Source organism: Bradyrhizobium sp. WSM4872 (genome assembly GCF_055811715.1).
Map to the genome: position 1 here is coordinate 152,045 of NZ_JBVVPT010000003.1, position 14,022 is coordinate 166,066.

13 protein-coding genes are annotated in these 14,022 nt (G+C 63.9%); 1 reads left to right on the plus strand and 12 read right to left on the minus strand.

Annotation, left to right across the window (positions count from 1 at the left end; genetic code table 11):
- Positions 1–4: 4 nt before the first annotated feature.
- The 12 genes from nuoH to AC0L3C_RS06435 form a co-directional block, all read right to left on the minus strand.
- Positions 5–1,072, minus strand: coding sequence for an NADH-quinone oxidoreductase subunit NuoH (gene nuoH / locus AC0L3C_RS06380; RefSeq protein ID WP_007603555.1), 1,068 nt, complete (start codon positions 1,070–1,072; stop codon positions 5–7).
- 4 nt (positions 1,073–1,076) lie between these two features.
- Positions 1,077–3,152, minus strand: coding sequence for an NADH-quinone oxidoreductase subunit NuoG (gene nuoG, locus AC0L3C_RS06385; protein WP_473279171.1), 2,076 nt, complete (start codon positions 3,150–3,152; stop codon positions 1,077–1,079).
- 5 nt (positions 3,153–3,157) lie between these two features.
- Positions 3,158–4,483 carry an NADH-quinone oxidoreductase subunit NuoF gene (nuoF, locus tag AC0L3C_RS06390; protein WP_027518249.1) on the minus strand — a complete coding sequence of 442 codons (1,326 nt, stop codon included), beginning with the start codon at positions 4,481–4,483 and terminating at the stop codon, positions 3,158–3,160.
- Positions 4,484–4,498: 15 nt separating this feature from the next.
- Positions 4,499–4,702: a hypothetical protein gene (locus AC0L3C_RS06395; RefSeq protein ID WP_026232874.1), complete on the minus strand. Its 204-nt coding sequence runs from the start codon at positions 4,700–4,702 to the stop codon at positions 4,499–4,501.
- Positions 4,702–5,313 (minus strand): NADH-quinone oxidoreductase subunit NuoE, encoded by a 612-nt coding sequence (nuoE, locus tag AC0L3C_RS06400; RefSeq protein WP_007610983.1) that lies wholly within the window; start codon positions 5,311–5,313, stop codon positions 4,702–4,704. The genes AC0L3C_RS06395 and nuoE overlap by 1 nt, the downstream gene beginning before the upstream one ends.
- Before the next feature lie 12 nt (positions 5,314–5,325).
- Positions 5,326–6,288, minus strand: coding sequence for an FkbM family methyltransferase (locus tag AC0L3C_RS06405; RefSeq protein WP_473259868.1), 963 nt, complete (start codon positions 6,286–6,288; stop codon positions 5,326–5,328).
- Positions 6,288–7,484, minus strand: coding sequence for an NADH-quinone oxidoreductase subunit D (locus AC0L3C_RS06410; protein ID WP_354058961.1), 1,197 nt, complete (start codon positions 7,482–7,484; stop codon positions 6,288–6,290). The genes AC0L3C_RS06405 and AC0L3C_RS06410 overlap by 1 nt, the downstream gene beginning before the upstream one ends.
- Before the next feature lie 2 nt (positions 7,485–7,486).
- The gene (locus tag AC0L3C_RS06415; protein ID WP_473407464.1) at positions 7,487–8,101 is read right to left on the minus strand and encodes an NADH-quinone oxidoreductase subunit C; all 615 of its coding nucleotides are present in this window, start codon (positions 8,099–8,101) and stop codon (positions 7,487–7,489) included.
- An 11-nt stretch (positions 8,102–8,112) separates the two neighbouring features.
- A complete protein-coding gene (locus tag AC0L3C_RS06420; protein ID WP_007603537.1) occupies positions 8,113–8,700 on the minus strand; it encodes a NuoB/complex I 20 kDa subunit family protein in 588 nt (195 codons plus the stop codon).
- On the minus strand, positions 8,691–9,056 hold the full coding sequence (locus AC0L3C_RS06425; RefSeq protein WP_007603535.1) for an NADH-quinone oxidoreductase subunit A: 366 nt from the start codon (positions 9,054–9,056) through the stop codon (positions 8,691–8,693). The genes AC0L3C_RS06420 and AC0L3C_RS06425 overlap by 10 nt, the downstream gene beginning before the upstream one ends.
- Before the next feature lie 574 nt (positions 9,057–9,630).
- Positions 9,631–11,880, minus strand: coding sequence for a TonB-dependent siderophore receptor (locus AC0L3C_RS06430; protein ID WP_473407552.1), 2,250 nt, complete (start codon positions 11,878–11,880; stop codon positions 9,631–9,633).
- Positions 11,881–12,081: 201 nt separating this feature from the next.
- Positions 12,082–12,597, minus strand: a complete 516-nt coding sequence (locus AC0L3C_RS06435; protein WP_473259862.1) for a MarR family winged helix-turn-helix transcriptional regulator — start codon at positions 12,595–12,597, stop codon at positions 12,082–12,084.
- Positions 12,598–12,776: 179 nt separating this feature from the next.
- Between AC0L3C_RS06435 and AC0L3C_RS06440 the strand changes: the two genes are divergently transcribed.
- Positions 12,777–13,967 (plus strand): Rieske 2Fe-2S domain-containing protein, encoded by a 1,191-nt coding sequence (locus tag AC0L3C_RS06440; protein ID WP_473407465.1) that lies wholly within the window; start codon positions 12,777–12,779, stop codon positions 13,965–13,967.
- Positions 13,968–14,022: the final 55 nt, after the last annotated feature.

Sequence of the window (14,022 nt, forward strand, 5' to 3'; positions counted from 1 at the left end):
GCCCTCACTTCGGCGCGATGCCGGCAAAGTGCAGCACACCGGCCACCACGATCACCATCGCCAGCGACAACGGCAGGAACACTTTCCAGCCGAGGCGCATCAGTTGATCGTAGCGGTAGCGCGGCACGATCGCCTTGGCCATCGCGAACAGGAAGAACATGAAGAACAGTTTCAGCGAGAACCAGATGATCCCCGGCACCCAGTTGAAGGGCGGCAGGTCCACCGGCGGCAGCCAGCCTCCGAGGAACAGGATCGTCGCCATCGCGCACATCGTGGCAATCGCGACATACTCGCCGAGCATGAACAGAAGATACGGCGTCGAGCCGTACTCGACCATGAAGCCGGCGACGAGCTCGGATTCCGCTTCGACGAGGTCGAAGGGCGGACGGTTGGTTTCAGCCAGCGCCGAGACGTAGAAGATCACGAACATCGGAAACAGCGGCCAGACGTACCAGTTCAGGATCGTGAGCTGCGGCAACCCGATCAGGCTGGCGAGGCCCCGGACATGCTGCGCCTCGACCACGGCCGAGAGGTTCAGCGTGCCGGCGCAGAGCAGCACCGTGATGATGACGAAGCCGATCGAGACCTCGTAGGACACCATCTGCGCCGCCGAGCGCAGCGCCGCCAGGAACGGATATTTCGAGTTCGACGACCAGCCGGCCATGATGATGCCGTAGATCGACAGCGACGAGATCGCGAAGATGAAGAGAACGCCGACATTGATGTCGGAGATCACCCAGCCGAGATTGGTCGGGATCACCGCCCAGGCAGCGAGCGCGAGCACGCATGAGACCAGGGGAGCCAGGAGAAACACGCCCTTATTGGCGCCGGACGGGATGATCGGCTCCTTCAGCACGAACTTCAGGAGGTCGGCGAAGGATTGCAGCAGACCCCAGGGCCCGACCACGTTCGGGCCACGGCGGATCTGCACCGCTGCCCAGATCTTGCGGTCGGCGAGCAGGATGTAGGCGATCGCCACGAGCAGGACGACCAGCACAAGGACGCTCTCCGCGATCATGATGATCAGCGGCCAAAGGAACCCGGTCCAGAATGCGCTTTCGAAGAATTCCATCAGCTCACTCCGCTGCGGTCAGCATCTGCCCGGAGGCAAGCCGCGAACACTCCGCCATCACGGCGGACGCACGCGCGATTGGGTTGGTCAAATAGAAGTCCTCGACGACCGGCTTGAACGGAGCCTTCTCCGTCGTGCCGCCCTTCCCCGCGAGTTTCTTGATCTGGTCGGCCGAGCCGGCCTCGATCTGGTCGAGACGGATCAGATGCGGCACCGCCTTGAAGATCGCCTGGCGCAGGGCCGACAACGAGTCATAGCCGAGCTTCTTGCCGAGCGCCTCCGACAGCGCGCGGACAATCGCCCAGTCCTCGCGAGCCTCGCCCGGCGGGAATGCGGCCCGTCCGGTCATCTGCACGCGACCTTCGGTGTTGACGTAGATCGCCGACTTCTCGGTATAGGCGGCGGCCGGCAGGATCACGTCGGCGCGATGGGCGCCGCGGTCGCCGTGGGTGCCGATATAGACGACGAAGGTGCCGTCCGACGGCTTGATCTCGTCCGCGCCGAGCAGAAACAGCAGATCGAGCGTCCCGAACGTCGTCATCTGCGCCGCGTTCAGCCCGCCCTGACCGGCGACAAAGCCGATGTCGAGCGCGCCGACGCGCGAGGCGCTCTCGTGCAACACGCCGAAGCCGTTCCAGCCGTCCTTGAGCGCGCCGACGTCGAGCGCGAGCTTGGCGGCGGCTGCGAGAATGGCGGCGCCGTCGTGGCGCGAGGCAGCGCCAGCGCCGACCATGATGATCGGATTCTTGGCGTTCTTCAGCACGTCCATGAAGGAGTGCTTGCCGGCCGCGAGCTCGCCGAGGGTCTCGGTGCCTGCGCCGAGATGGTCATAATCGTAGGTCAGATCGGGCTTGGCGCCGATCACGCCGACCTTGAAGCCGCCGGCGCGCCAGCGCTTGCGGATGCGGGCGTTGAACACGGCCGCCTCTTTCCGCGGATTGGCGCCGATGATGAGCAGCGCATCGGCCTGCTCCACGCCGGCCAGCGTCGGATTGAAGATGTAGGAGCCGCGGCCGAGCGCGGGCTCGAAGGCGTCGCCGCCCTGCACCGCGAGATTGCCCGAGCCATACTTGGCCAGCAGATCCTTCAGCGCGAACATCTCTTCGACGCCGGCGAGGTCGCCCGCGATGGCGCCGATCCGCTTGCCGTCGGTGCGCGCCGCCTTGGAGGCGATCGCGGCAAAGGCCTCGGGCCAGCTTGCCGCGCGCAGCTTACCGGCTTCGCGGATATAGGGCCGGTCGAGGCGCTGGGTGCGCAGGCCGTCGACGACGTGGCGGGTCTTGTCGGAGATCCACTCCTCGTTCACGGCCTCGTTGATGCGCGGCAGGATACGCATCACTTCGCGGCCGCGGGTGTCGACGCGGATCGCAGAGCCCAAGCCGTCCATCACGTCGATCGACTGGGTCTTGCCGAGCTCCCACGGGCGCGCGGCGAAGGCGTAGGGCTTCGAGGTCAGCGCGCCGACCGGGCAGATGTCGACGAGATTGCCCTGGAGCTCAGACGTCAGCGCGTGCTCGAGATAGGTCGTGATCTCCATGTCCTCGCCGCGGCCGGTCGCGCCCATTTCGGGGGCGCCGGCCACTTCCGCCGAGAAGCGGACGCAGCGGGTGCACTGGATGCAGCGGTTCATCGACGTCTTGACCAGCGCGCCGAGATATTTGTCCTCGACCGCGCGCTTGTTCTCGGCGAAGCGGCTGGTGTCGACACCGTAGCCCATCGCCTGGTCCTGAAGGTCGCACTCGCCGCCCTGGTCGCAGATCGGGCAATCCAGCGGATGGTTGATGAGAAGGAATTCCATCACGCCTTCGCGCGCCTTCTTCACCATCGGCGAACGGGTGGAGATTTCCGGCGGCTCGCCCTTGGGACCCGGACGGCAATCGCGCACGCCCCAGGCGCAGCTCGCGACCGGCTTCGGGCCGCCCTTCACCTCGACGAGGCACATCCGGCAATTGCCGGCGATCGACAGCCGCTCGTGATAGCAGAAGCGCGGAATCTCGGCGCCGGCCGCCTCGCACGCCTGAAGCAGCGTGTATTCGGCGGGGACATCGATCTCTTTGCCGTCGATGATGAGCTTGGTCATTGTCTCTACTCCGCCGCGACCATGTTCACGGGATCGCGGACGCCGGCATCGTCGATGTCGGCCTTGTGCGAATATTGGTCGATGCGCGCTTCGATCTCATGACGGAAATGCGCGATCAGGCCCTGGATCGGCCACGCCGCGGCGTCGCCCAGCGCGCAGATGGTGTGGCCTTCGACCTGCTTGGTGACTTCCAGCAGCATGTCGATCTCGCGCTTGTGGGCGCGGCCGTCGGCCATGCGGGTCAAGACGCGCCACATCCAGCCGGTGCCCTCGCGGCACGGCGTGCACTGGCCGCAGCTCTCGTGCTTGTAGAAATAGGAGATGCGGGCGATGGCGCGGATCAAATCGGTCGATTTGTCCATCACGATCACGGCCGCGGTGCCGAGGCCCGAGCGCAGCTTGCTCAACGAGTCGAAATCCATCGGCGTGTCGATGATCTGCTCGGCCGGCACCATGCGCACCGAGGAGCCGCCGGGGATCACGGCCTTGAGGTTGTCCCAGCCGCCGCGGATGCCGCCGCAATGCTTCTCGATCAGCTCACGGAACGGGATGCCCATGGCCTCTTCGACGTTGCAGGGCCGCTCGACATGGCCGGAGATGCAGAACAGCTTGGTGCCGACATTGTTCGGACGGCCGATGCCGGCGAACCACGCCGCGCCCCGGCGCAGAATGTCCGGCGCAACCGCGATCGACTCGACATTGTTGACGGTGGTCGGGCAGCCATACAGGCCGACATTGGCCGGGAACGGCGGCTTCAGACGCGGCTGGCCCTTCTTGCCTTCGAGGCTCTCGAGCAGCGCGGTTTCCTCGCCGCAGATATAGGCGCCGGCGCCGTGGGCGACGTAGATGTCGAACGGCCAGCCGTTGACATTGTCCTTGCCGACCAGCTTGGCCTCATAGGCCTGGTCGATCGCTGCCTGGAGATGCTCGCGCTCGCGAATGAACTCACCGCGGACATAGATGTAGCAGGCATGCGCGTTCATCGCGCAGCTCGCGATCAGGCAGCCCTCGATCAGCAGATGCGGATCGTGCCGCATGATCTCGCGATCCTTGCAGGTCCCGGGCTCGGATTCGTCGGCGTTGACGACCAGATAGCTCGGCCGTCCGTCGGTCGATTCCTTCGGCATGAACGACCATTTCAGGCCGGTCGGGAAGCCGGCGCCACCGCGGCCGCGCAGCCCCGACGCCTTCATCTCGTTGATGATCCAGTCACGGCCCTTGTCGATGATGTTCTTCGTACCATCCCAGGCGCCGCGGCGCCGCGCGCCCTCGAGCCCCCAATCATGGAGGCCGTAGAGGTTCTTGAAGATGCGGTCCTTGTCCTCGAGCATGTCAGTGCTTTCCGATCAACGGTTGGCTTGCTTGTAGGCAAGCCCGGCGGCGCAGACGGCGAAGGTCAGCGCCCAGAGCAGACTGGATTCCAGCGACGCGTTCAGGGCGAAGCGCTGAAGCAGGAAAATGAACGTGGCCGCCACGGCGGAATGCATTGCGACGAAGCCCCACTTCTTCACAACACTGCTCCCTTCAACTGGCGGCGAGAGATCACGCATCAGGTGATCTCCTTCAGCGTGGTCGGCCCACCGGTCGGCGCCGAGAACTGGCGGCCGTTCTGCGGACCGGGCTTGGGCGGATTGCCAGACGCAAAGCCGTCGAGCACCTTGCCGAAGCTTTCCTTGGTCAGATCCTCATAGGTGTCCTTGCCGATCAGCACCATCGGCGCATTCACGCAGGCACCGAGGCACTCCACCTCTTCCCAGCTGAAATTGCCGTCCTTGGAGAGATGGAAAGGCTCGTGATGGATGCGGTGCTCGCAGACGTGGATCAGATCCTCGGCGCCGCGCAGGCGGCACGGCGTGGTGCCGCAGACCTGGACGTGGGCCTTCTTGCCGACCGGGGCCAGCTGGAACATCGTGTAGAAGGTCGCGACCTCGAGCACGCGAATATAGGGCATGTCGAGCATGTCGGCGACAGCGCGGATCGCGGCCTCGGACACCCAGCCGTCGTGCTGTTCCTGAACGCGCCAGAGGATGGCGATGACGGCCGAAGCCTGGCGCCCGGCCGGATATTTCGCGATCTGCTGCTTGGCGAACGCGAGGTTCTCCTCCGTGAACGCAAAGCTCGCGGGCTGGACTTCCTTCGGTGCTAATCGGCGAACGGACATCTCTTCAATCTCTCACTGCACGCGGCGCGCGGTTTTCGCATTCAGGGCATTGATCCTGTCCTGCCAGAATGCGCTTGCGGTGCCGAAAACATTGTAGCCGACGTGGGTGGAGACCTTGATGCGGTCGAGGATCGACAGCTCGGTCACCGTTTCCATACGCCTTGTGCTGGGATCGTAGACGATCAGCTTCAGCGGGGTGTGTTCGAGGATGTAGCGCGAGACCGCGTGCGAGCGGTCGCTGCCGTGCTCCTCGCACATGACGACGCTGTCGGCCTGGAGCAGCCGGGCGCCGCCCTTGATCGCCTCGATCTCGACGCCCTCGACGTCGAGCTTGATCAGGTACTTGCCGCTCGCGACGATCTTGCCGTCGTCGATCAGATTGTCGAGCGCGATGACCGGCACGTCCTCGCCGCCTGCCGACGCGTCGCCGGCGATGCTGAAGGCCTCGTGCTTGGTGCCTGACAGACGCGCGGTGCCACGGGCCGCGCCGATCGCGCATTTCATGGTCTCGAAGCGGCTGCCGTTGATGCGGGCGTTATTGGCGAGCTTCGGATGGTTCTGCCCCGACGGCTCGATCGCGATCGCCTTGTGCGAACCGAACGGCTTGCTCGACACCAGCACCGACCAATAGCCGTAATTCGCGCCGCAATCGAGCAGCGTATAGTCGACGTCGATGGAGTCGGCGAACAACAGCTCCAGCTCGTCCTCGTAATTGTAGGAGCGGTTGAGCAGCTTGCTCCAATAGCCGTCGCCGTAGGGAAATTCGAACACGGCGTCGGGGTTGAGCTTGATCGCGATGTTGCGCTCGGGCAGCGTCTTGCGCAGCAGATTGGCGCAGGCGATGTAGCCCATATGCGAGAAATGCGAGGAGATCTTCGATCCCGTCACCAGCGCCAAGGCAGCCGTCCGCTCCCACAGGTTAGCCCCTTCAAGGGCCCCCGAGGCGCGGTCAAACTGGATCGGCGCCTGCGCCATCACCGATCGACCTCTCCGAACACGATGTCGAGCGAGCCGAGGATCGCGGAAACGTCGGCGAGCAGATGACCGCGGCAGATGTGGTCCATGGCCTGCAGATGCGCAAAGCCGGGCGCGCGGATCTTGCACTTGTACGGCTTGTTGGTGCCGTCCGAGATCAGAAAGACGCCGAACTCGCCCTTGGGCGCCTCGACCGCGGCGTAGACTTCGCCCGCGGGCACGTGGACGCCTTCGGTGTAGAGCTTGAAGTGATGGATCAGCGCTTCCATCGAGCGCTTCATCTCGCCACGGCGCGGCGGCGCGACCTTGTTGTCTTCGACGACGACGGGGCCCTTGCCGTCCGGCGCATTCAGCTTCTGGATGCACTGCTTCATGATGCGCACGGACTGGCGCATCTCTTCCATGCGGATCAGATAGCGGTCGTAGCAGTCGCCGTTCTTGCCGATCGGGATGTCGAAATCCATCTCGGCGTAGCATTCATAGGGCTGCGACTTGCGCAGATCCCACGCCGCGCCCGAACCGCGCACCATCACGCCGGAGAAGCCCCACTCCCAGGCTTCCTTCAGCGACACCACGCCGATGTCGACGTTACGCTGCTTGAAGATGCGGTTGGCGGTCAGCAGCCGGTCGAGATCCTCGACCACTTTGAGGAACGGATCGCACCAGGCGTCGATGTCGTCGACCAGCTTCTGCGGCAGGTCCTGATGCACGCCGCCGACGCGGAAGTAGGCTGCGTGCATGCGGCTGCCGGAGGCGCGCTCGTAGAACACCATCAGCTTTTCGCGCTCTTCAAAACCCCACAGCGGCGGGGTCAGCGCGCCGACGTCCATCGCCTGCGTGGTGACGTTGAGCAAATGCGACAGGATGCGGCCGATCTCGCAATAGAGCACGCGGATCAGCTGCGCGCGGCGCGGCACCTCGATGCCGAGCAGCTTCTCTGCAGCCATGCAGAAGGCGTGCTCCTGGTTCATCGGCGCGACGTAGTCGAGGCGGTCGAAATAAGGGATCGCCTGCAGATAGGTCTTCTGCTCGATCAGCTTTTCGGTGCCGCGGTGAAGCAGGCCGATATGCGGGTCGACGCGGGCAACGACTTCGCCGTCAAGCTCCAGCACCAGGCGCAGCACGCCGTGCGCGGCCGGATGCTGCGGACCGAAGTTGATGGTGAAATTGCGGAGTTCTTGCGGTTGCTCGTTCATGTTCAGACCTTCGGCCCCGCTTTTTCATCGCCCGGAAGCACCGGATAGTCGGCGCCCTCCCACGGGGACAAAAAGTCGAACTTGCGGAATTCCTGGTTGAGCCTGACCGGCTCGTACACGACCCGCTTCTCCTGGTCGTCATAGCGGACCTCGAGGAAGCCGGTGGTCGGGAAATCCTTGCGCAGCGGATGACCCTCGAAGCCGTAATCGGTCAGGAGGCGGCGCATGTCGGGATGACCGACGAAGATCACGCCGTAGAGGTCGTAGGCCTCGCGCTCGAACCAGTCGGCGCCGGGAAACACCTCGATCAGCGACGGCACCTGCGTGGTCTCGTCGGCCTGGGCCTTGAGCCGGACCCGCGCGTTCAGGGTCGGTGACAGGAAGTGATAGATCACGTCGAAGCGCTTCTCGCGCGAGGGATAGTCCGCCGCTGTGATGTCGGTGAAATTGATGAAGCGGCAGTTCGGGTCGTCGCGGAGGTACTTGATCACCTCGACGATCTTGCTGGCCTCGACATCCACCGTGAGCTGGTTGAAGGCCACCGAATGACCGATGGCGGCGCCCGGAAGCGCGCTAACGATCGTCTGCCCCAGGGCGTCGAGCTTGGCGTCGTCCATGACGTAAAACCTTAGCGTTCGATGGTGCCGGTGCGGCGGATCTTCTTCTGCAGCAGCAGCACGCCGTAGAGCAGCGCTTCCGCTGTGGGCGGGCAGCCCGGCACGTAGATGTCGATCGGCACGATACGATCGCAACCGCGGACGACCGAGTAGGAATAGTGATAATAGCCGCCGCCATTGGCGCAGGAGCCCATCGAGATGACGTAACGCGGCTCGGGCATCTGGTCGTAGACCTTGCGCAGCGCAGGCGCCATCTTGTTGGTCAGGGTCCCCGCGACGATCATCACGTCCGACTGACGCGGCGAAGCGCGCGGCGCGAAGCCGAAGCGCTCGACGTCGTAGCGCGGCATCGAGACCTGCATCATCTCGACCGCGCAGCAGGCGAGACCGAAGGTCATCCACATCAGCGAGCCGGTACGCGCCCAGGTAATGAGGTCGTCGGTCGCGGCCACGAAGAAGCCCTTGTCGGACAGTTCCGAATTGACCTCGAGGAAGAACGGATCATTGGCCCCGACCGGCTTGCCGGTCGACGGGTCCAGGATGCCCTTGGGGGCCGGCGCGAGCACCGGACCGGCGGACGACACAGGGTTCAATCCCATTCCAGTGCGCCTTTCTTCCATTCATAGGCGAACCCGACCGTCAGCACGCCAAGGAACACCACCATGGACCAGAAGCCGGTCGCGCCGAGCTTGCCGAACGCCACCGCCCAGGGAAACAGGAACGCCACCTCGAGGTCGAAGATGATGAAGAGGATGGCGACGAGATAGAAGCGGACGTCGAACTTCATTCGGGCATCGTCGAAGGCGTTGAAACCGCACTCATACGCCGACAGCTTTTCCGGGTCAGGCTGTTGGAACGCCACGATGAACGGCGCGATCAGCAGCACCAGGCCAATGAGGCCCGCTACCCCTATGAAGACGACGAGTGGAAGATAGTTCTGCAGAATGCCGCTCATTGACGAGCCCTTTTTCCCGCAGCCTCGGGACAGCCACGGATTCGTCCAGTTTGGAATTGTTCTGAGCCTTAGCGCAGTGCACCAATGGGCGCAAGACACGCTCTTTTTAGGCCCTTTGTCGCCCTCAGAACGGTGGAAATCCCGGAATCACCCCGCGGCTGGTATGGAGCAGATCGACGGCCCCAGCAAGGGCGCCCCGATCAGTCCACACGCGCTGGGTCGTGACGTCCGTTCTTGGGAAGGCTCACTTTATCTAGGCCGCGGCGCAGCAAAGTCCAGATTACAACGACGACAGGCGCACCCATTCTCGGGCGAGCGATCCGGGAGCCATGCATCACGATCGGACCCGGGCCCGTCTGGCGAATGCGTCGGGCGGGCGGCGCCCGCTTCTGCCGCCCAGGAAAATCAGCGGCGAGCGCGGCGGCAACGTTGGCTAACTCGTCGCGCGCCGCGCTCGCATGAGCTTCGGGCCGGGGGGCATGGCCCGCGAGCTCATCGATCTCGTGGCGAAAGCCGGTGACGGGCCGGTCAGGCTCTCACGACGGCCTTCCCTCGCCCGTTCTCGTCATCTGCCTCACCACTTGTAGGAGACGCTGGCGGTCACGCGCCGGCGGTCGCCGTAGAAGCAAGAGGACGCCGCCGCGCAGCTCGCGAAGTAGATCTTGTCGGTCAAATTGACCACGTTCAGCGCGGTGCGCCAGTTCTGCCACTCATAGTGGAGCGCGAGATCGCCGAGCACGACTGCGGGAACCTCGAGGGTATTGGCGGTATCCGCCCACGACGAACCGACATAGCGGACACCGCCGCCGAAGCCGAACCCCGCGAGCGGCCCGTCCTTGAAGGTGTAGTCCGCCCAGCCCGACACCAGGAGCTCAGGCGTGTTGGTCGGGGTCTTGCCGACCAAAGATGGGTCCAGATCCCTGCTGTTGAACAAATGGTAGGCCGTGAACGAGCCGATCAGCTTCAGCTCACGCGTGGCGTTCGCCACCGCTTCGAGCTCGATGCCGCGCGAGGTCACCTCGCCGGTCTGGTTCTGCAAGGTCGGGACGACAGGATCAGTGGTTGCCACGTTCTGGCGCTTCAGGTCGAACACCGAGGCGGTGAAATAGCCGTTAAATTCCCTCGGCGCGACCTTCACGCCGATTTCGGCCTGCTGGCCGGTCTCCGGCAGGAACAGCTGGTTTTGCGCGTTGAGGCCGATGATCGGATTGTAGCTCGTGGCGTAGGACACATAGGGCGCGATGCCATTGTCGAAATTGTAGATCAGCCCGGCGCGTCCGCTGAATCGGCTGTCGTCGCGGCTGGCGAGCGTGGCGCCGGTATCGCGGGCAGCCTGCGTCGTCTCGACCCAATCATTGCGGCCGCTCAGCACCAGCGTGAAATTGCCGAGCTTCATCTGGTCCTGAAGATAGGTGCCGGCCTGCTTCTGCGTGATCTGGAAGTTGCGGAACGGTGCGCCCGTCAATGGGATGTCAGACCCGTAGCCGGGATTGAAGACGTTGATTGAAGGGACAGTGCCGAAGTTGAAAGCCTGATAGTCGTCGATCTGATACCCCTTCAAATCGACCCCGAACAGCATCGTGTGCCGCACCGCGCCGGTGTTGAAGCGGTACTCCAGCTGGTTGTCGAGATTGGCCTGGTTGGCGGTGTTCTTCGCATACCAATTATAGCGACCGAGATTAGCTGTGTTGATGTCAGCCCAATTATTGCCGACATAGCCGCGATAGCTCACGTCGACATGGGCAAACCGCGCATTCTGCCGGAACGTCAAATCGTCGGTGAGATTGCGCTCGAACTGATAGCCCAGCATCTCCTGCTCGCGCGTGAACTTGTCGACGCTGGGATCGCCGGCGAAAAAGCTGGTCGGAATCTTGCCGAACGGTGCGTTGGTCACCGTGCCCTCATAGGGCAGGAAGTTGATGCCACGGGTTTCCTGCCGGGACGCTGAAGCCAGTACCGTGAACGTCGTGTCGGCGTCTGGCCTCCAGGTCACCGACGGCGCGATGAAGTAGTTGTCATCAGGCGTGAAATTGACCTGCGTAGGGCCGTTCTGGACCTGGCCGACGACGCGGTAGAACAGCTTCCCGTTCTCAGGGCTCGTCGCGACCGGACCGCCGACATCAAAGCCGACAAAGGCGTTGCCGAAATTGTTGACGCCGGTCTCGATGAAACGGACGGGCTCCGCCGGCGGCATCTTGCTGATGACGTTGACGATGCCGCTCGGGCTCGATCCGCCATAGAGCACGGCCGACGGACCGCGCAGCACCTCGACGCGCTCCATGTTGGGCGTCTGAAGCTTCCAGCTCGCATAGGACGTGGAGAACAGCTGCATGCCGTCGAGGAACAGTCCGACATCGTCGGACTTGAAGCCGCGGATCAGCCACCAGTCGTTGCGCGTGTCCGCGCCGAAGGTCCCGGCGCGGACACCGGCAGTATAGCGCAGGACCTCGTCGAGCTTGTTCGGCTTCTGGTCGCGGATCTGCTCCGCGCCAATCACCGACACCGCCTGCGGCGTCTCCATGATCGGTGTGTTGGTCTTGGTGCCGGACGAGCTGCGGCCAGCGACGTAGCCGTGCACCGGGCCGAGCGGGGTTTCGACGAAACCGATATTGCGCGGCGGCTGCGGCCTGCTTCGGTTGGCTGTCTGCTGGGATGATCGCGGCGGGCGGCGCTGGGCGGAGGTGGCGCGGCGGCGCGCTTCCGGCGCGGTGACGGTCACCGACGGAATGTTCTGCGCGCCACTCTGCGCAGGAGATTGTGCAAGCGATGCCTGCGGCAGCAAAACCCAAGCGGATGCGGTCGCCAGTACGGCCGACCGCAGCATTCCAAGACTGTTCAACGCGCAACCCCAAAACTGCGTATTTTGATTTGCACATGCCGTCAGTCCCATGACGGCATGCGCTTGCGGTGACGCTTAGGGGAGCGCGCGCGAATTCCCTAATTGAAAGCCTCTTAGAGAGAGTCCTAGAAAGAGTCTTAGAAAGAGTCTTGGAAGCGATCCAACATGTCCCGGGTTGCCGAAACGTCAGCGCGAAATCTTCTCGCTCTCGAGCAGCTCGGCGGCGATCTTCGTCAATTGATCGACCTGCTGCAGCAGCGTCTCGAACTCGGCTTCGCTCAGATGTTCGCGCAAACGCCGATTGCGCTCCTGCGCACCGGCGACGATCGCATCATGCGCCGCAAGGCCCGTCGCGGTCAGCGAGACCAGCACCTCGCGGCTGTCTTTCGGGTTCGCTGATTTCGCGATCAGCTTGCGCGATACGAGTTCCGCAAGCGCGCGGCTGATTTGCCCCTTGTCCTGGCCGACGGCTTCCGCAAGCCGCGCCACGCTCATCGGCGGCCGCCGGCCGAGCGAGGCGACCAGGCCAAACTCGACCGAGGACAATCCGGCAAGACGCTTGTAGCGCAGGATGGCGCCACGCTTGAGCAGATTGGCCAGCACCATCAGCCGAGACGACAGCATGACGGTGATCGGCGCCGGCGACCGACTTTCGTCCGCATCGGACGATGTGCGCCCGGCCCTGCTTGATGTCTGGCTCATGATCCACCTCTGCCAAGAAAGCCGCGGCGTGCCAAGTCTTGGTAGCGCAACCTCCCCAGCCCGATCCGAATGCGACTAAGAGGCATTTGGAAATTCGTTGACATTGTCATCAATCGGCCCTTCACTGGTGTTCAGGCGTCACAAGCCGAGCCAGCAAGGCCGACAGCGGGAGGATCTGCATGACCATCACCCAGCGGGATCGCGATCTCGGCACGGCCTATGCGATGAAGCCCACGCACACCCGCACCGAGCTTACTTCGGTCGTGCGTGGCACGCCGATGGGCGAACTGCTGCGACGTTACTGGCATCCGGTCGGGCTCATCAGCGACGCCACCGACACCCCAAAAAAGGTTCGCGCGCTGGGCGAGGACCTGGTGCTGTTCCGCGACAAGCACGGCCGCGCCGGCCTGCTGCACGCCCGCTGCTGCCACCGCGGCACCACGCTCTATTACGGCAAGGTCGAGGAGGACGGCATCCGCTGCTGCTATCACGGCTGGAAGTTCGACGCCGAAGGTCACTGTCTGGAGCAGCCCTGCGAGCCCGAGGGCGGCCAGTTCAAGGACAAGGTGCGGCAGCCCTGGTATCCGGTCGAGGAACGCTACGGGCTGATCTTCGCCTATATGGGCCCGGCCGAAAAACGCCCGGTGCTGCCGGCCTATCAATGCCTGGAGACCATGGACGACGGCGAGTTCGTCGAGGCCGACGATTCCTCGATCGGCGGCGGTGGTCCCGCGATGATCCCCTGCAACTGGCTCCAGCATTTCGAGAACGTGGTCGATCCCTACCACGTGCCGGTGCTGCACGGCTCGTTCTCGGGTCCGCAATTCACCAACATGATGGCATCGATGCCGGAGGTGACGTTCGACAAGACCCCGCGTGGCATCGCCGTGCGCTCGATCCGCAAGCAGGATGACGGCCGTGTGTTTTACCGCGTCACCGAGGCGGCGCTCCCCACCTTGCGCGTCGTGCCGAACCCGCGCGTGGCGCAGTTCGCCCGCGTCGAGTCGATCGGCTGGACGTTGCCGATCGACGACACCTCGTTCCGCATCTACGTCGCCGGCCGCGTCAAGAACCCCGGCGACATCGGCCGCATGCGCTCGAAATTCAACGGCAAGTTCTGGTGGGACATGACCGAGGAAGAGCACCAGCAATTTCCGGGCGACTATGAAGCCCAGGTCGGCCAGGGACCGCAGACGATCCATTCCGAGGAGCATTTCGGCCAGAGCGACCGCGGCATCCTCATGATCCGGCGCATGCTGACCGAGCAGCTCGAGACGATGGAAGCAGGCCGCGATCCGATCGGACTCTCGTTCGATTTGAGCGCGCCTCCGGTCGAATTCGAAGCGGGGAACTACATCCGCGACGCGTGAAGCGGCCAACGCCAATCAAAGCTGGACCGACAACGATAACAAAGACTAATTTGGG

Excerpts from the sequence above, each read along its gene's own strand:
- AC0L3C_RS06440 (WP_473407465.1), top strand. The coding sequence starts at position 12,777 with ATGACCATCACCCAGCGGGATCGCGATCTCGGCACGGCCTATGCGATG.
- nuoG (WP_473279171.1), bottom strand. The coding sequence starts at position 3,152 with ATGACCAAGCTCATCATCGACGGCAAAGAGATCGATGTCCCCGCCGAA.
- AC0L3C_RS06410 (WP_354058961.1), bottom strand. The coding sequence starts at position 7,484 with ATGAACGAGCAACCGCAAGAACTCCGCAATTTCACCATCAACTTCGGT.
- AC0L3C_RS06415 (WP_473407464.1), bottom strand. The coding sequence starts at position 8,101 with ATGGACGACGCCAAGCTCGACGCCCTGGGGCAGACGATCGTTAGCGCG.
- nuoE (WP_007610983.1), bottom strand. The coding sequence starts at position 5,313 with ATGTCCGTTCGCCGATTAGCACCGAAGGAAGTCCAGCCCGCGAGCTTT.
- AC0L3C_RS06405 (WP_473259868.1), bottom strand. The coding sequence starts at position 6,288 with ATGGCGCAGGCGCCGATCCAGTTTGACCGCGCCTCGGGGGCCCTTGAA.
- nuoH (WP_007603555.1), bottom strand. The coding sequence starts at position 1,072 with ATGGAATTCTTCGAAAGCGCATTCTGGACCGGGTTCCTTTGGCCGCTG.
- nuoF (WP_027518249.1), bottom strand. The coding sequence starts at position 4,483 with ATGCTCGAGGACAAGGACCGCATCTTCAAGAACCTCTACGGCCTCCAT.
- AC0L3C_RS06430 (WP_473407552.1), bottom strand. The coding sequence starts at position 11,880 with ATGCTGCGGTCGGCCGTACTGGCGACCGCATCCGCTTGGGTTTTGCTG.
- AC0L3C_RS06425 (WP_007603535.1), bottom strand. The coding sequence starts at position 9,056 with ATGAGCGGCATTCTGCAGAACTATCTTCCACTCGTCGTCTTCATAGGG.
- AC0L3C_RS06420 (WP_007603537.1), bottom strand. The coding sequence starts at position 8,700 with ATGGGATTGAACCCTGTGTCGTCCGCCGGTCCGGTGCTCGCGCCGGCC.
- AC0L3C_RS06395 (WP_026232874.1), bottom strand. The coding sequence starts at position 4,702 with ATGCGTGATCTCTCGCCGCCAGTTGAAGGGAGCAGTGTTGTGAAGAAG.
- AC0L3C_RS06435 (WP_473259862.1), bottom strand. The coding sequence starts at position 12,597 with ATGAGCCAGACATCAAGCAGGGCCGGGCGCACATCGTCCGATGCGGAC.